The organism is Nannocystis sp. RBIL2 (genome assembly GCF_026626745.1).
In the GTDB taxonomy this organism is placed as follows: domain Bacteria; phylum Myxococcota_A; class Polyangia; order Nannocystales; family Nannocystaceae; genus Nannocystis.
In genome coordinates this window covers 3,303,121-3,318,649 of sequence record NZ_JAPNJW010000001.1, presented here as the reverse complement: position 1 = coordinate 3,318,649, position 15,529 = coordinate 3,303,121, and the positions used below count along the sequence as shown (strand labels likewise).

The 15,529-nt window shown below is 70.0% G+C and carries 11 protein-coding genes and 2 pseudogenes; 8 read left to right on the top strand and 5 right to left on the bottom strand.

The genetic code is table 11. The annotated features are described in order from the left end of the window. Positions 1–148: 148 nt before the first annotated feature. Complete coding sequence (locus OV090_RS12935) at positions 149–805, bottom strand: hypothetical protein (protein ID WP_267703913.1); 657 nt, start codon at positions 803–805, stop codon at positions 149–151. A 207-nt stretch (positions 806–1,012) separates the two neighbouring features. Here OV090_RS12935 and OV090_RS12930 point away from each other — a divergent pair, with 207 nt between their 5' ends. Further along, positions 1,013–1,768: a hypothetical protein gene (locus tag OV090_RS12930; protein WP_267703912.1), complete on the top strand. Its 756-nt coding sequence runs from the start codon at positions 1,013–1,015 to the stop codon at positions 1,766–1,768. A 661-nt stretch (positions 1,769–2,429) separates the two neighbouring features. Here OV090_RS12930 and OV090_RS12925 read toward each other — a convergent pair. The 4 genes and pseudogenes from OV090_RS12925 to OV090_RS12910 all read right to left on the bottom strand — a co-directional run. Next, positions 2,430–3,911 (bottom strand): annotated as a pseudogene (locus tag OV090_RS12925) (efflux RND transporter permease subunit); the annotation flags it as partial. Positions 3,912–3,945: 34 nt separating this feature from the next. Next, positions 3,946–4,515: pseudogene (locus OV090_RS12920) on the bottom strand (cation transporter); the annotation flags it as partial. Between the two features lie 205 nt (positions 4,516–4,720). Next, entirely contained in the window at positions 4,721–6,790 is a 2,070-nt protein-coding gene (locus OV090_RS12915; RefSeq protein WP_267703911.1) for a TrkH family potassium uptake protein, read from the bottom strand. 93 nt (positions 6,791–6,883) lie between these two features. After that, positions 6,884–7,327 carry a M20/M25/M40 family metallo-hydrolase gene (locus OV090_RS12910; protein ID WP_267707104.1) on the bottom strand — a complete coding sequence of 148 codons (444 nt, stop codon included), beginning with the start codon at positions 7,325–7,327 and terminating at the stop codon, positions 6,884–6,886. A gap of 82 nt (positions 7,328–7,409) precedes the next feature. On the opposite strand from OV090_RS12910, the gene OV090_RS12905 reads away from it, so the two are divergent. The 7 genes from OV090_RS12905 to OV090_RS12875 are packed head-to-tail and all read left to right on the top strand — an operon-like array spanning position 7,410 to position 15,467. Beyond that, the gene (locus OV090_RS12905; RefSeq protein WP_267703910.1) at positions 7,410–7,544 is read left to right on the top strand and encodes a hypothetical protein; all 135 of its coding nucleotides are present in this window, start codon (positions 7,410–7,412) and stop codon (positions 7,542–7,544) included. Between the two features lie 15 nt (positions 7,545–7,559). Continuing rightward, positions 7,560–7,652 (top strand): K(+)-transporting ATPase subunit F, encoded by a 93-nt coding sequence (gene kdpF, locus OV090_RS12900; protein ID WP_267703909.1) that lies wholly within the window; start codon positions 7,560–7,562, stop codon positions 7,650–7,652. Further along, positions 7,649–9,382: a potassium-transporting ATPase subunit KdpA gene (kdpA, locus tag OV090_RS12895; RefSeq protein WP_267703908.1), complete on the top strand. Its 1,734-nt coding sequence runs from the start codon at positions 7,649–7,651 to the stop codon at positions 9,380–9,382. Before kdpF ends, kdpA begins: the two co-directional genes overlap by 4 nt. A 12-nt stretch (positions 9,383–9,394) precedes the next feature. Then, positions 9,395–11,461 (top strand): potassium-transporting ATPase subunit KdpB, encoded by a 2,067-nt coding sequence (kdpB, locus tag OV090_RS12890; RefSeq protein ID WP_267703907.1) that lies wholly within the window; start codon positions 9,395–9,397, stop codon positions 11,459–11,461. Between the two features lie 12 nt (positions 11,462–11,473). After that, complete coding sequence (gene kdpC, locus OV090_RS12885; RefSeq protein WP_267703906.1) at positions 11,474–12,046, top strand: potassium-transporting ATPase subunit KdpC; 573 nt, start codon at positions 11,474–11,476, stop codon at positions 12,044–12,046. After that, complete coding sequence (locus tag OV090_RS12880) at positions 12,043–14,757, top strand: sensor histidine kinase KdpD (RefSeq protein ID WP_267703905.1); 2,715 nt, start codon at positions 12,043–12,045, stop codon at positions 14,755–14,757. Before kdpC ends, OV090_RS12880 begins: the two co-directional genes overlap by 4 nt. Continuing rightward, positions 14,754–15,467 (top strand): response regulator, encoded by a 714-nt coding sequence (locus OV090_RS12875; RefSeq protein WP_267703904.1) that lies wholly within the window; start codon positions 14,754–14,756, stop codon positions 15,465–15,467. The genes OV090_RS12880 and OV090_RS12875 overlap by 4 nt, the downstream gene beginning before the upstream one ends. Positions 15,468–15,529 lie beyond the last annotated feature (62 nt).

Here is a 15,529-nt window from a genome sequence, read left to right as displayed (position 1 = left end):
GCATCCATGAGTGGCCGCGCTCGAGCTTCGGGCAGCGGTACGTGCTCGACCTCGGCAGTGGAGCTCGTGCACCGAGCCGAGTCGCCCTGCGGCGATCGCGGGCCCAGGCGCATTCCTGGTCGGCGAGCAGGTCACGCTGCTCGGCAATTCACTTGGTCTGGCACAAGCCCTTGTCGGGAGTATCGCAGTTCACGATTCGACAATCCGCAAGGACCCATTCGCAATCGCCCTTGGACTCGCACATGAATCGATCCGAGTGCTCCTCGCAGAAGGGGACCTCGACGAAGCAGCAGGTCCCGAAGTTGTCGCAGGCCCAGACCTCGGGGTTGGCGACCGCGTACTGGCCCCGGAGACACGGCGACTCGCACGTCCCGCCCGCGGCCTCGCAACTGAGCGGGGAGAACGCGGTACAGAAGCGTTCGCAGCACGGGTTCGGGAACATCGATTGATCGCAGTCGTCCGTGCATTGCTGGACGCACACCTCACCTCGTCGGCAATCGTCGTGGGCCTGGCAAAATCCCTCGCCGGTCGTTTCGGATCCCGAAGTTCCAGTCGTCGAGTCCGTCGCGGTGCCCACGGTTCCCGAGGTCGTGTCCCCCCCGCTCGACTGCGTCTCGACGGCCGTGTCCGTGCTCGTGGTCGTCGGCTCCTGCGTGGTCGCGGGCGGGGTGCTCCCCGTCTCGCTGGCGGCCGTGGTCCCCGCGGTCTCGGTGCCCGCGGTCGGGTCGTTGGCGGTCGTTTCGCCGGGGCTTCCCGAGCAGGCGGCGAGCGAGGCGAAAAGGAAAGCAAGGGCGAGCTTTTGCATGGGCTGCATGTATCCTGCGGCCACCCGGGCGCACTCGGAGCCGCCGCGCGGACACTAGGCGGTGAGGGGAGGGTCGTCATCGGATGAATTGCGTACATGTCGACCGGGGCCCAACACGACTCGCTCCCGGTCCACCTCGCCCGGGGGCGACGATGAGCGGACGTCCCCGCCGCCCCGGGCGAGCGCCTGCCGTCGAGCCCCGCGAGCATGCTGCTCGCGTCGAGCGACGGCGCCGTGGTGTGCATGCTCGGCGACCGGTCGCTGAGCTACCAGTTCTCGTGCCACGACGCGCGCGGGGCGTTGCGATGGACCCGCGAGGTCCCCCACACACGCGTCGACGTGCAGGGCAAGGAGTACCTCTACACCCGGGAGCTCCACGGGCAGAGCGCGGGCGCGAGGCACCTGCTGCTCGGCTCGATCTACCCGGGCGACCGGGCGCGCGCCGTGGTACTCTCGCTCACCGACGGCCGCGAGGTGGTCGCGCTCGACCGGGCCGTCGCCGCGCTGGTAGAGCGGGCCGACGGCACGCTCGAGGGCCTGCTCGTGGTCGACGAGAAGCGCCAGCAGATCGAGCTGCTCGACCCCGGCACCCGGCGCCCGCGCTGGACCCTGCCGACCGGCGCCCACGGCAGCGCCGTCGACGCCGTGGCCGCCGGCGACCGCCTGGTGCTCACGCTCCACAGCCCGATCTCCATGGGCACGAATACCTATTGCGTCGATCGGGCCACCGGTGCGGTGAATTGGCGCGGCAACGAGATCCTGGTGGGCGACGGCCACTCGAAGTACCGCAACATCGTCCGCTGGACGCTCGCGGGCCCGCTCGCGCTCATGGAGGGCCGCGAGAGCCACGGCGCGTACCTCCAGATCTTCGACGTCGCTACCGGAGCGCGGCGCCTTCTGGTGATGCCCGACGACTGCAGCGGCGCGCCGACGCGCTGCCAGGACATCTCCCCGCCGCCGTGATCGCGCCGGTGCGGGCCGCGCTCGCGCGGCGCTCGCGGCCCCGCCGCGCGACCTCGGGGTCCGAGTCCTCCGCGAGGAGCACGCCGATGTGAATGGCGCTCGCCTTGTGCGTGCCCTCCGGAGACAGGTAGTCGACGCTGCGGCCGACCTCGAGCCGGATCGAGACGTCCCGTCGGCCGAGCCAGATGAAGGGATAGCCAAACCGAACGTGACGATCGCAGGGGAGCAACGTTGGTTCGCCTGTCAAGAGTCCGAAACCGTGCATCTGAAACGCCGGTTCCACTTCGGCCTGGATTCAGGCCCAGGAGAGAGCTCCAGACAGTCGTCCGTGAAAGATTTTGGTGATGTGGTGTACAAGCCCAACTAGACCCCCCTGCGGACCTGAATTCGAGGGGTCGTCTCGAAAACTTCCCGGATCGCGACAAAATCGAGACGAATTTTCGAGACAACCAGGGGATCGCGCCGTCGCGCATCAGGGCCTCCAAAGCACCCTAAACCTCCCGCTTGACCAAGCTTTCAGGCCGCCGGCCGCCGGACCGAAGAGACAAGCGGAACGGGAAAGGCGGGTGCGCAGCGCCGAGCGACGGGCGACATCACACTGCCCGGCGAAAGTGCGTGACGTGAACCAGAGGACAGGCGACTCCCTCGTGTCCGTCTCAGTTCACGCCGAGCCCTCGCGTTCCGGCCGACGTGCGCCGAACGTCGCGTAGAGCACGGGCAGCACGAACAGCGTGGCGACCGTCGAGGTGAGCACGCCGCCGATGACCACTGTCGCGAGCGGGCGCTGCACCTCCGCGCCGACGCCGGTGGCGAGCGCCATCGGTACGAACCCGAACGCGGCCACCGTCGCGGTCATCAGCACCGGCCGCAGGCGGGTCTCCGCGGCCTCGCGGATCGCCTCGCTCGGCGCCCGACCTCGCTCGAGCAAGTGCATCACCCGCGACACGAGCACCATGTCGCCGAGCACGGCGATGCCCGAGAGCGCGATGAACCCGACTCCAGCCGAGATCGAGAACGGCATGTCGCGTATCCACAGGGCCACGACGCCCCCGACCGTGCCGAAGGGCACGCCGGTGAACACGCGAATCGCATCGACCGCGCGACCGTAGGTCAGGTACAGCAGCGAGAACACCAACAGCAGGGAGATCGGCACGACCACCAGCAAGCGACGCTGGGCTCGCTCGAGGTTCTCGAACTGCCCGCCGAGGGTCGTGTAGTAGCCGTCGGGCAGATTTACGTCCTTGTGCAGCGTGCGGCGGACGTCCCCCACGAACGAACCGAGGTCGCGCCCGCGCACGTTCGCCTGCACGATCACGCGCCGCTTGGCCCACTCGCGCTGGATCGTCGAGGGACCTTCGACCACGTCGATCCGCGCGACCCGCGACAGCGGGCTCTGGGCGCCCGACGCCGTGGTGATCAGCACGCGACCGATTCGTTCGGCCGACCCGCGGGCATCGTCATTCAGGCGGAGCACGAGATCGAAGCGCCGCTGGCCCTCGACGACCTCGCCGACCTTGCGGGTTCCCAAAGACTCGATGACTTCGAGGATCTCCCCGACCGGGAGCCCGTGGCGGCCGGCGGCCTGGCGATCGACCTCGATGACGAGCATCGCCTGGCCCGTCAGGAAGTCGTCGCCGAACAGCTTGATGCCGACATCGGCGCGGACCGCCGCGACCATCTCGTTCACGCGCATCTCGATCGGCTGGGTGAAGACGCTGCGCATGCCCGGCATGCCCTCGAGCTCGGCCGCCATGGCCTGGACGAGCTCGTCCTGGGTCTCGCCTCGCGTCCATCGCTCGCGCGGCGTCAGCGTGATGAACACGTCCGAGACCTCGAGGCCCATCGGATCGGTGGCGACCTCGGCGGTGCCGGTCCGCGTCCAGACGTGCTCGACCTCGTCGGGAAAGCGCTCCAGCAGTCGCCGCTCAAGCTGCGTCCCGTAGCGAACGGACTCGTCGAGCGAGATGCCGGCCACGCGCACGGTGTTGATGACGACCGCCTGCTCACCGAGCCGCGGCACGAATTCCGAGCCGAGCCGCACGGCCAGGCCAGCGGCCAGCGCCACGATGAAGCCCGCGAGCACCAGCACGAGCTTGCTCCGCTCGAGGGCCCGAGCGAGCGAGCGTCGATAGCCGCGCTTCAGCGGACAGTCGCTGTTCCTGACGCGCCTGGGCGAGGATCTGGACGGCGCTGACGAGCGCGAGGCCGGAGATCAGGGCGGCGACCAGGAGGTCGGGCCAGCGCGAGCCGAGGGCGAGCACGCCGCTGGCGGCGAGCAGCACCGCGAGGTTGCCGACCACGTCGTTGCGCGTGCACAGCCTCACCGAGCGCATGTTGCTGTCGCCGTCGCGGTAGCGGTAGAGCAGCACGGCGACGGCGAGGTTGGCGCCCAGCGCGACGACGCCGGTCGCGCCCATCACCTCGGCGTGCGGCAGCTCGCCGCCGGCGAGACCGAGCACCGCGCGCGCGAGCACCCACAGGCCGAACAGGCCCATGGTCGCGCCCTTGACGGTGGCGACGCGGGCCCGCACGCCCAGCGCACGCGACGCCGCCCACAGGCTCAGGGCATAGTTGCCGGCGTCGCCGAGGAAGTCGAGCGCGTCCGCCTGCAGCGACAGCGAGCCCGCGAACAGCCCCGCGACGACCTCGGCCACGAACATGACCGCGTTGACGACCAGCGCGATCCACAGCACCCGGCTGTAGCCAGACGCGGTCTGCAACGGCGTTCCGCAACATCTTGCGCCCATGACGGACCTCTGAGGGTGGGGTCAGCCTAGACCCCGTAGCGACTACAAGGTCAAGCGAGGCCCGGCGGCGGGCGCGTGCGAGGAGACGCACGAGCACCCATGGCCACGTTCGGGACGCGCCGCGGCAGGATCGACGCGTGGCGAGCCGGCTACCGTCTGTACGAGCCGGAGCACGTCCGCCGCCTCAACTTCATCCGCCGCGGCGTCAGCCGACCATCAGCTTGGTCTCCGGGAAGGTCACGTGGGCGCTTCGCGGAGTACCGAGCGCCAGTGCCAGCGAGATCGGTCCGACGCGGCCGATGAACATCGTGACGATGATCAGCCACTTGCCGAGCGCGTTGAGCTCTGCCGTGCCGCCGATCGACAGGCCCACGGTAGCGAGCGCGCTCACCGTCTCGAAGGCCGCCTTCTCGAACGCCATGTCATGGCTGGCGAGCAGGGCGAAGCTGACGATGACCGCGACGAGCGTGGCGATCGTCATGATCGTCGCGGCGCGGTAGACGATGTCGTGCGGGATTGTCCGGCGCAGCAGCAGGGCCCGCGCCTGGTTGCGCGCGAGCGCCGGGATCGCGGCGAGCACCACCGCGAGGGTCGTGGTCTTGATGCCGCCGCCAGTGCTCCCCGGCGAGGCGCCGATGAACATGAAGACGATCATCATCAGGATCGTCGAGCGCTCGAGGGGCGCGTAGTCGACGCTGTTGAAGCCGGCCGTCCGCAGCGACACGCTCTGAAACGACGCGTTGAGCAGTTTATCCTGCACGGACAGCGCCGCGAGCGAGGCGTCCCACTCCGCGATCGCGTACAGCACCGCCCCGGCGACGAGGAGCCCGAGGGACATCATCAACACCAGGCGCGCTTGCAGCGGTAGGCGGCGCTCGTTGCCCCGCGCTCGCCACCACAGCGCCGCGAGAACAGGGAAGCCGAGGCCTCCCAGAATAATTAGTCCCGCATGGACGCTGAGGACCCACGGATCGCTCTGGAACTGGATCAGAGAATCGCTCCACAGCGAGAAGCCGGCGTTGCAGAAGGCCGAGATCGCGTGGAACGACCCGCGCCACACAGCGTCGAGCGGCGCCATGCTGTATTCGTAATAGAACGACAGCGCCAGCGCGGCGGCGCCGAGCGCCTCGATGGCGAGGGTCGAGAGTACGATGAAGCGCGTCAGCTCGTAGGCCGAGCCGGGACTCGCCAGGTCCAGGACCTCCTCGAGCGCCTGCTCGCCGCGGAGCGCCAGCCTCCCACCGAGGAGCACCGCGGCGAAGGTCGATAGGACCATGATGCCGAGGCCACCGAGCTGGATCAGCACGAGGATCACGAGGTGCCCGAAGCTCGAGAACGCGACCGGCGTGTCGAGCACGACGAGGCCAGTGACGCAGGTGGCGCTCATCGCGGTGAAGAGCGCGTCGATGAACTGCAGGGAGGACCCTGCGGCCGACGCGGCGGGGAAGGTCAGCATCAGCGCGCCGGCGAACGCGAGCAGGCCGAACGTCGAAAGGATCAGCAGCGCCGGGCGCTCGTAGAAGCTCCGCAGCAGATCCGCGAACACGGGCCCGCCGGCGAGGAGCACCACTAGGACGCTCGCGTGCAGGATCCAGAGCAGGACCAGCGCGACCGTCAGGCTCGTGAGCGCGCCAGGCAGCCAGAACAGGAGTAACAGCGCAAGCGCGACCCCGTAGCGCCGGCGCCGCCTCAGCAGTTGAAGCACGAACGGCGCCGTCATGACGGTCGTGGCCAGCGCGAACGCGAGAGCCAGCGCGCCGGGGACGAACGCGTCGCGGATCGGGTAGCCGAGGACCGCGAGGCTGCCGAGCAAGGAGACCAGCAGGGCGTGCTGCGCGGCGGCGCCGTAGCGCTGCTGCCACAGCTCGCCGACGTCGCGCTCCCGGGACCGGCGTGCGCGCCGAGGATGTCCGCTGACCGCGAACAGGCTGTCGCCGAGCAGCAGCAGGTTCCACAAGACGAGCACCCCGGCGATCAGCACGTCGACCGCGATCATCGGGACGCCCATGCTGATGTTGAGCGACAGCACCACCCGCTCCGCGGGTAGCGCCCAGCGACTACCGCGAAGCATCCCGAAGACGGCGAGGAGCGCCGTGAGGCCGGCGAGGATGCAGTAGAGGCTGCCGAGCGCCACGAGCTGGTCGGGGTCGCCGAGGAAGCTGCTTGGGTTGGCATCGACGACGATGCGCACGCCGATGATGCTCAGCACCGTCGCCCCGAGGACGTGCGCGGCCTGAAGACGACGGGCGGGGCGGGGCAGGGACGCGCTCCTCATGCGGTCCCGGATGATTGGTTGGCCGGAGTTAAGAAGGAGTTAAAACGGCGAGTGCTCCAGGGGCTGGCCTTGCGTTCGCCGACCATCGGCCGCTCAGTGAGCGGCCACGCGCGCGAAACCGGTGAGCATGAGGGTATAGATCGCCGTGAGCGAGCCGAGGTCGGCGAGGGAGACGTGCTCGTCGGCGTGGTGCATCGACGCTCCGACGAGCCCCAGCTCGACCAGGGGGCAGTACGGGTGGATGAAGCGTGCGTCGGAGGTCCCGCCGCTGGTGCTGAACTCCGGCGGGCGCCCGACCACCTCGCACGCGGCCCGCGCGATCGCCTCGTGCCAGCGCCCCGGCGCACACACGAACGGCTCGGCGCTGCAGCGAAGCTCGAGCTCGTACGCCTCGTGGAGCTGCCCGGCCGCGAGGCGGCGGAGCCGTGACTCGAGCGACGCGCGGGTATGGCAGTCGTTGAACCGGATGTCGAAGCGAGCCTCGGCTTGCGCCGGGGTCATGTTGGCCGCGGCGTTGCCGACGGCGATCGAGGTGATGCTGACCTCGGCATCGCTGCAGTCTTAACCCCTTCTTAACTCGGCCCGATGCAGCTTCCAATCGCGGGGAGCTGCGCGGCAGGTGCATTTCCAGCTCGCCTCTTCACACGAGCCGATCCCGACCCAGGCACCGATGACCGACCTCTTCTTCATCGCCGTCGTACTCGCGTCGTTCGCGGCTACCTGGGGCTTCATGCGCCTCCTTGGCCGGCTCTGATCAGGAGACCATCCCATGTCTGTCATGCACTGGCTCGCCGGCCTTGTGTCGATCGGCCTCGGCGTCTACCTCCTCTTCGCCCTCCTCGCGCCGGAGAAGTTCTCGTGACCGCGCACGCGCTCCTGCAGTGCGGCGTGTACGTCGTCGTCCTCGTCGCTCTGGCGGTTCCTCTCGGGGGCTACTGCGCGCGGGTCCTGGGCGGCGAGGCGACGCTGGTTCAACGCCTGCTTGGCCCGCTCGAGCGCGGCCTCTATCGCGCCGCCGGCGTCCGACCGGACGACGAGATGGACTGGCGCGACTACACCGGCGCGGTGCTCTGGTTCAACCTGTTCGGGCTGCTCGTCGTGTACGGCCTGCAGCGGCTGCAGCACCTGCTCCCGCTCAACCCGCAGGAGCTCGGCCCGGTCGCGCCGGACCTCGCCTTCAACACGGCCGTCAGCTTCGCCTCCAACACCAACTGGCAGGCGTACGGCGGCGAGACGACGCTCAGCTACCTCACGCAGATGGTCGGCCTGACGACGCAGAACTTCGTGTCGGCGGCGACCGGCATCGCTGTCCTCGCCGCGCTCGCGCGGGCGTTCTCCCGCCGGCGGGCCGAGACGATCGGCAACTTCTGGGCCGACCTGGTCCGCTCGACGCTTTACATCCTGCTGCCGCTGTCGCTCGTCCTCGCGGTCGCGCTGGCCGCCGACGGCGTGGTGCAGACGTTCGCGCCCGCAGCCGAGGTCGAGCTGATGCGTGCGGCGACCGGTCCCGAGGGACAGGTGATCACGCAGCAGACCATCCCGCTCGGCCCCGGCGCCTCGCAGATCGCCATCAAGCAACTCGGCACCAACGGCGGCGGCTTCTACAACATCAACTCCGCGCACCCGCTCGAGAACCCGACGCCGCTGACCAACGTCCTCGAGTGCCTGGCGATCCTGCTGATCCCGGCCGCGCTGTGCCTGAGCTTCGGCAAGATCGTGGCGGATCGGCGCCAGGGCTGGGCCGTGCTGGGGGCGATGTTCGCCATCTTCCTGCCATTGCTCGGGCTCTGCGTCTGGTCCGAGGGACAGCTCGCGCCGCAGCTCGTCGAGCTCGGCGTCGATCCGTCCGCCGGCAACCTCGAGGGCAAGGAGGTGCGGTTCGGTGCGGCCGCCTCGGCGCTGTGGGCGACGGCGACGACCGCGGCGTCGAACGGCTCGGTGAACGCGATGCACGACTCCTTCAACCCGCTCGGCGGCCTGGTGCCGATGTGGCTCATGCAGGTCGGCGAGGTCGTGTTCGGCGGCGTCGGTTCGGGCCTCTACGGCATGCTGGTGTTCGCTATCCTGGCGGTGTTCCTCGCCGGCCTGATGGTGGGCCGCACGCCCGAATACCTCGGCAAGAAGATCGAGGCCTTCGAGGTCAAGATGGCCGCGCTGGTGATCCTGCTGCCGTCCGCCGGCGTGCTGGTCGGCACCGCGATTGCGGTGGCCAGCGAGGCCGGGCGCGCCGGCATCTCCAACCCCGGTATCCACGGGTTCAGTGAGGTGCTGTACGGCTTCTCGTCGGCGTCGAACAACAACGGCAGTGCGTTCGCCGGCCTCGGCGCCAATTCGTTCTTTTACAACCTGGCTCTCGGGCTCTGCATGCTGATCGGGCGCTACGGCATCATCGTGCCGGTGCTGGCGCTCGCCGGCGCGCTCGCCCGCAAGCAGACCGTCCCCCCGGGGCCCGGCACGATGCCGACCCACACGCCGCTGTTCGTGTTCCTGCTCGCCGCGATCGTCGTCCTGGTCGGTGCGCTGACGTTCGTGCCCGCGCTCGCGCTCGGGCCGATCGTCGAGCACCTGCAGATGACCGGCGCTCACCCCTGAGATTTCGCCGTCATGCACTCGCCCAAGCACAAGCCGGCCCGCGGGCCGATCATCCGGCGCGCCGCCATCGAGGCGTTCACGAAGCTCGACCCCCGACGCATGGTGCGAAACCCCGTCATGTTCGTGGTCGAGGTCGGCAGCGTCCTCACCACGATCCTCGCCGCCCAGGCGCTGGTCGGCGAGGGCGAGGCGTCGTTCGGCTTCATCGCCGGCGTCGCCGTCTGGCTGTGGTTCACGGTGCTGTTCGCCAACTTCGCCGAGGCACTCGCCGAGGGCCGCGGGAAGGCGCAGGCCGAGAGCCTGCGCAAGGCCCGGCAGCATGTGCAGGCGCGCCGGCTCTCCGAGCGCGACCGGCATGCTCGTGCCGAGCAGGTGCCGGCGGCGCAGCTCCGCCGAGGCGACCTCGTCCTCGTGATCGCCGGCGACACGATCCCCGGCGACGGCGACGTGGTCGAGGGCATCGCCTCGGTCGACGAGAGCGCCGTGACGGGCGAGTCGGCGCCGGTCATCCGCGAGAGCGGCGGCGATCGCAGCGCCGTCACCGGCGGCACGCGGGTGCTGTCGGACTGGATCATCGTCGAGATTCGCAGCAATCCCGGCGAGACCTTCCTCGATCGCATGATTGCGATGGTCGAGGGCGCCAAGCGCAAGAAGACGCCGAACGAGATCGCGCTCGACATCTTGCTCGCCGGGCTGTCGCTGGTGTTCTTGCTCGCGTGCGCGACGCTGTACCCGTTCTCGCTCTACGCGCTCGAGACGCGCGGCCAGGGCGCGCCGGTGCCGATCACCGTGCTCGTCGCGCTGCTCGTGTGTCTGATCCCGACCACGATCGGCGGGCTCCTGTCGGCGATCGGCATCGCCGGCATGGACCGCCTGATCCGCGTCAACGTGATCGCCACGTCCGGGCGCGCGGTCGAGGCCGCCGGCGACGTCGACGTCCTCCTGCTCGACAAGACTGGCACGATCACGATCGGCAACCGTCAGGCGGTCGAGCTGCTGCCGGCGGCGGGCGTGAAGGTCGAGGCGCTCGCGGAGGCCGCCCAGCTCGCCTCGCTGGCCGACGAGACGCCCGAGGGCCGCAGCATCGTCGTCCTCGCCAAGGAGAAGTACGGCCTGCGCCAGCGCGAGCTCGCCAACACCGAGGCGCGCTTCATCGCCTTCACGGCGCACACGCGCATGAGCGGCGTCGACCTCGCCGGGCGAGAGATCCGCAAGGGCGCCGCCGACGCGATCGGCAAGCACCTCAAGGCCAAGGGCGGCGGTCTGAGCCCCGACATCCAGGCCCTCGTGCAGACGATCGCCAAGAGCGGCGGGACCCCGCTGGTCGTCGCCGAAGGGTCGCGCGCGCTGGGCGTCGTGCACCTGAAGGACATCGTCAAGGGCGGGATCCGCGAGCGCTTCGCCGAGTTCCGGCGGATCGGCATCGAGACGATCATGATCACCGGCGACAACCCGCAGACCGCCGGCGCGATCGCGGCGGAGGCCGGGGTCGACAGCTTCCAGGCCGAGGCCACCCCCGAGACCAAGCTGGCGCTGATCCGCGGCAAGCAGGCGGCCGGTCACCTGGTCGCTATGACCGGCGACGGCACCAACGACGCGCCCGCGCTGGCCCAGGCCGACGTCGCGGTGGCGATGAACACGGGCACGCAGGCGGCGAAGGAGGCCGGCAACATGGTCGACCTCGACTCCGACCCGACCAAGCTGCTCGACATCGTCGAGATCGGCAAGCAGATGCTGATGACCCGCGGCGCGCTGACGACCTTCAGCGTCGCCAACGACGTCGCCAAGTACTTCGCCATCATCCCGGCCGCGTTCGCGGGGACCTACCCGGACCTGCGCGCGCTCGACCTGATGCGTCTGCACTCGCCGCAGAGCGCGGTGCTGGCGGCGGTGATCTTCAACGCGATCATCATCATCCTGCTGGTGCCGATCGCGCTGCGCGGCGTGAAGGTGCGGCCGCACCCGGCGGCGGCGCTGTTGCGGCGTAACCTCCTGGTCTTCGGGCTCGGCGGCCTCGTCGCGCCCTTCATCGGGATCAAGCTCATCGACCTGGTCATCACGACCATCGGCGTCGCCTGAGGAGACACGAGCATGCTGAGCGCCATTCGTCCTGCCCTGATCCTCCTGGCCCTCTTGACCGTCGTCACCGGCGCTGTCTACCCGCTCGCCGTCACGGGGATCGCCGATCTCCTGTTCCACGACGAGGCCCACGGCTCGCTGGTCGTAGCGACCGCGGGCCCCGTCGGCTCCGAACTCGTCGGCCAGAACTTCACCAGGCCGGGTGATTTTTGGAGCCGTCCATCGGCGGTCCACTACGACGCGAAGTCCTCGGGCGCGAGCAACATGGGGCCGCTGCACGAAGGCCTGCAGGAGGCCGTCGCGGCGCGGATTGCGACGCTGCAGGCGGCCGACCCCGAGGCGGAGCTGCCGGTCCCCGCCGACCTCGTGCTCGCGTCGGGGTCGGGGCTCGACCCGCATATCTCGCCGGCAGCGGCCCGCTACCAGGCGCGGCGCGTCGCGCGGGCGCGCGGCCTCCCGACGGCAGAAGTGCTCGCGCTCATCGAGGGCCACACCGAGGGGCGAACGCTGGGTATCCTGGGAGAGCCGCGCGTGAACGTGCTCCGCCTCAACCGCGCCCTCGAGGAGATCCAGCCGTCGCCATGAACCGCACGGAGCTCGACGGCGACCGCCCCGATCCTGAGGCCCTCCTCGAGGTCGCGCGCGCAGAGGAGGCCAGGGCCAAGCGCGGCGAGCTGAAGATCTTCTTCGGCGCGGCGCCGGGCGTCGGCAAGACGTACGCGATGCTCGAGGCGGCGCGGCGCGCACGGGCCGAGAAGATCGACGTCGTCGTCGGCGTCGTCGAGACGCATGGGCGCAGCGAGACGGCGGCCCTGCTGGAGGGGCTAGAGCGTCTCGCGCCGCGCACGATCGAGTACCGCGGCAAGCCGCTCCAGGAGTTCGACCTCGAGGCCGCGCTCGCGCGCCGGCCGGGCCTGCTGCTCGTCGACGAGCTCGCGCACACGAACGTCCCCGGCTCGCAACACCGCAAGCGCTGGCAGGACGTCGACCTGCTTCTCTCCAGCGGCATCGACATCTACACCACGCTCAACGTCCAGCACCTCGAGAGTCTCAACGACGTTGTCGCCCAGATCACATGGGTCCGCGTCCGTGAGACGGTCCCCGACGCGGTGTTCGACCGCGCCGACGACGTCGAGCTGTGCGACCTGCCCGCGGACGAACTGCTCGAGCGGCTCCAGGAGGGCAAGGTTTACCTGCCCGAGCAGGCCCGGCACGCGACCGAGGCCTTCTTTCGCAAGGGCAACCTGCTGGCGCTGCGCGAGCTGGCGCTGCGCCGCATGGCCCAGCGGGTCGACAGCGACGTGCACGCGTATCGCCGCGCGCACGGTATTTCGACCACCTGGGCCATGTCCGAGCGGATCCTCGTGTGCATCGGTCCGAGCCAGAACGGGCCGCGGCTGGTCCGCGCCGCAGCCCGCATGGCGGCGGGGCTGCGCGCCGAGTGGATCGCCCTGCACGTCGAGACGCCGCGCCTGGCGCTCGTGCGCGTGACGGGCCGCGGGACCTTGGCCGAGACGATCCGCCTCGCCGAGTCGCTCGGGGCCGAGGTCGTCAACATCGGCGGCGAGTCGATCGGCGAGCGGATCCTCGAGTACGCGCGCGCGCGCAACGTCACTCGCCTCGTGGTCGGCAAGCCGAGCCAGCCGCGCTGGCGCGAGCTGCTCGGTGGCTCGGTGCTCGACACGCTGGTCCGCGGCAGCGGTGCGATCGACGTCCACGTCATCTCCGGGGACGAAGGCCCGCTGGCGCGCCGGCCGACGCTGCAGCCCGCGACGCCGAGCGGCGCGTCGCCGATCCCCTACGCGTGGGCGGTCGCCGGCGTCGTCGGTGTCACCGGCGTGTGTACGCTGCTCTACAGCTACATCGACCTGTCCGACATCATCATGCTCTACCTGCTGGTGATCATGGTGACGGCGGCCCGCTTCGGCCGCGGACCGTCGATCCTGGCCGCGGTCGTGAGCGTCGCCGCCTTCAACTTCTGCTTCGTCCCGCCGTTTTACACGTTCGCGGTCGCCGATGCCCGCTACATGCTGACCTTCGGGGTGATGCTGCTGGTCGGCATCGTGATCTCCGGCCTCACCGAGCGCGTGCGCATGCAGGCCGAGGCGGCCCGCGGGCGCGAGCAGCGGACGGCGATCCTCTACTCGCTGAGCCGCGAGCTGGCGCAGCTCCGCCACAAGCAGAGCATCGGCACGAGCGCCGCTCGCCACGTCGCCGAGCTCGCCGGGGGACGCGTGGTCGTCCTCGTCGCCGGAGCGGACGATTCGCTGACGCCGCTGCAAGGGACCGACGTCGAGCTCGTGGCAGATCCGCTGGAGCAGGCCGCCGCCCGCCAGGCGCTCGAGCGCGGCCCGGCGGGCGCGGGCACCGATACGCTGTCGTCCGCCAAAGCCCTCTACGTGCCGCTCCAGGCGGTCGGTCGCACGATCGGTGTCCTCGGCGTGACGACCGGGGACCCCGTCCGCCTGCGTCACCTCGCGGAGCAGGAGCTCTTGGCGGCGATGAGCGGCCAGGTCGCGCTGGCGCTCCACCGCGTGCTGCTCGCTCAGGAGGCGCAACAGGCCGAGCTCCGCGCGCGCACGGAGGAGCTGCGCGGGGCTCTCCTCAGCTCGGTCAGCCACGACTTGCGCACGCCCTTGACCGCGATCAGCACGGCCGCCAGCGTGCTCGGCCAGGCGGGCCCGATGGCGGACGAAAAACGGCGCGAGTTCGCGAGCTCGATCTACGAAGAGGCGCTCGGCCTCGGCCGGCTCGTCACGAACCTCCTGCACATGACGCGGCTCGAGACCCCGGGTGTCGCGCTGCGACGCGAGTGGACGCCGCTCGAGGATCCTATCGGCGCGGCGTTGACCCGGCTCGAGCGGGCGCTCGGGCGTCACATGGTGAACGTGTCGCTCGCGCCCGACCTACCGCCAGTGCTGCTCGACGAGGTGCTGTTCGAGCATCTGATGCTCAACCTGCTGGAGAACGCCGCCAAGTACACGCCGCCTGGCAGCGCCATCGACGTGTCTGCGCGCGTCGAAGGCGCCTCGGTCGTGGTCGAGGTCGCGGACCGCGGCGGCGGGATCCCCGCTGGCCAGGAGGACCGGATCTTCGAGAAGTACTTCCGGGTCGGGGGCCCCGCTCAGGGCGGCTTCGGGCTCGGTCTGGCGATCTGCCGCGCGATCGCGGTGGCTCACGGCGGCACCATCACCGCGGCCAACCGACCGCAGGGCGGCGCGCTCTTTTGCGTCACGATGCCGATCGGTGAGGAGACGCAGACCGCCCTCCCGTCCGCGCAGGAGGCGACAGCATGAGCGAGCCCGGAGCCTTGATCCTCATCGTCGAGGACGAACCGTCGGTGCGGCGATCGTTACGGACGATCCTGCTCGACTGCGGGTTTCGGGTCGTGGAGGCCGAGACCGCGGCCGAGGCCGTGCTGCGGGCCAGGGAGCACAACCCCGACCTCGTCCTCCTCGACCTCGGGCTGCCCGACCGGGACGGCCTCACGGTCGTCACGGCGATGCGAGCCTGGTCGCTGGCGCCGGTGATCGTCCTGTCGGCGCGCGGCCAGGAGGACGACAAGGTCACGGCGCTCGACTCCGGCGCCGACGACTATCTCATGAAGCCATTCAGTGCCAACGAGCTGCTGGCGCGGATCCGCGTCGCGCTGCGGCACGTCGCGCAGCGGACCCCGCTTCGTGATCCCGTGGTCGAGCTGGGCGACGTGAGGGTCGACCTCGGTCGTCGGGTGGTGACGCGGTCGGGGCAGGAGATTCACCTGACCCCGCACGAATACAAGCTCCTCGAGGTCCTGCTGCGACACGCGGATCGGGTCGTCACGCACCGGCAACTGCTGAACGAAGTGTGGGGACCGGGACATTCCACGGAGACCCGCTATCTCCGCGTCTATATGGTCGCGCTGCGGCAGAAGCTCGAGCCCGTGCCGGGGCGCCCGCGCTGGATCATCACCGAGCCCGGCGTGGGCTACCGTCTTCGGCTCGACCGCGAATTAGCATCGTCTTAACCCGCAGCTCTCTACGCTGGCAGCACATCGTTCATGTGCATGCCGGTTCCGCTCTTGATCTT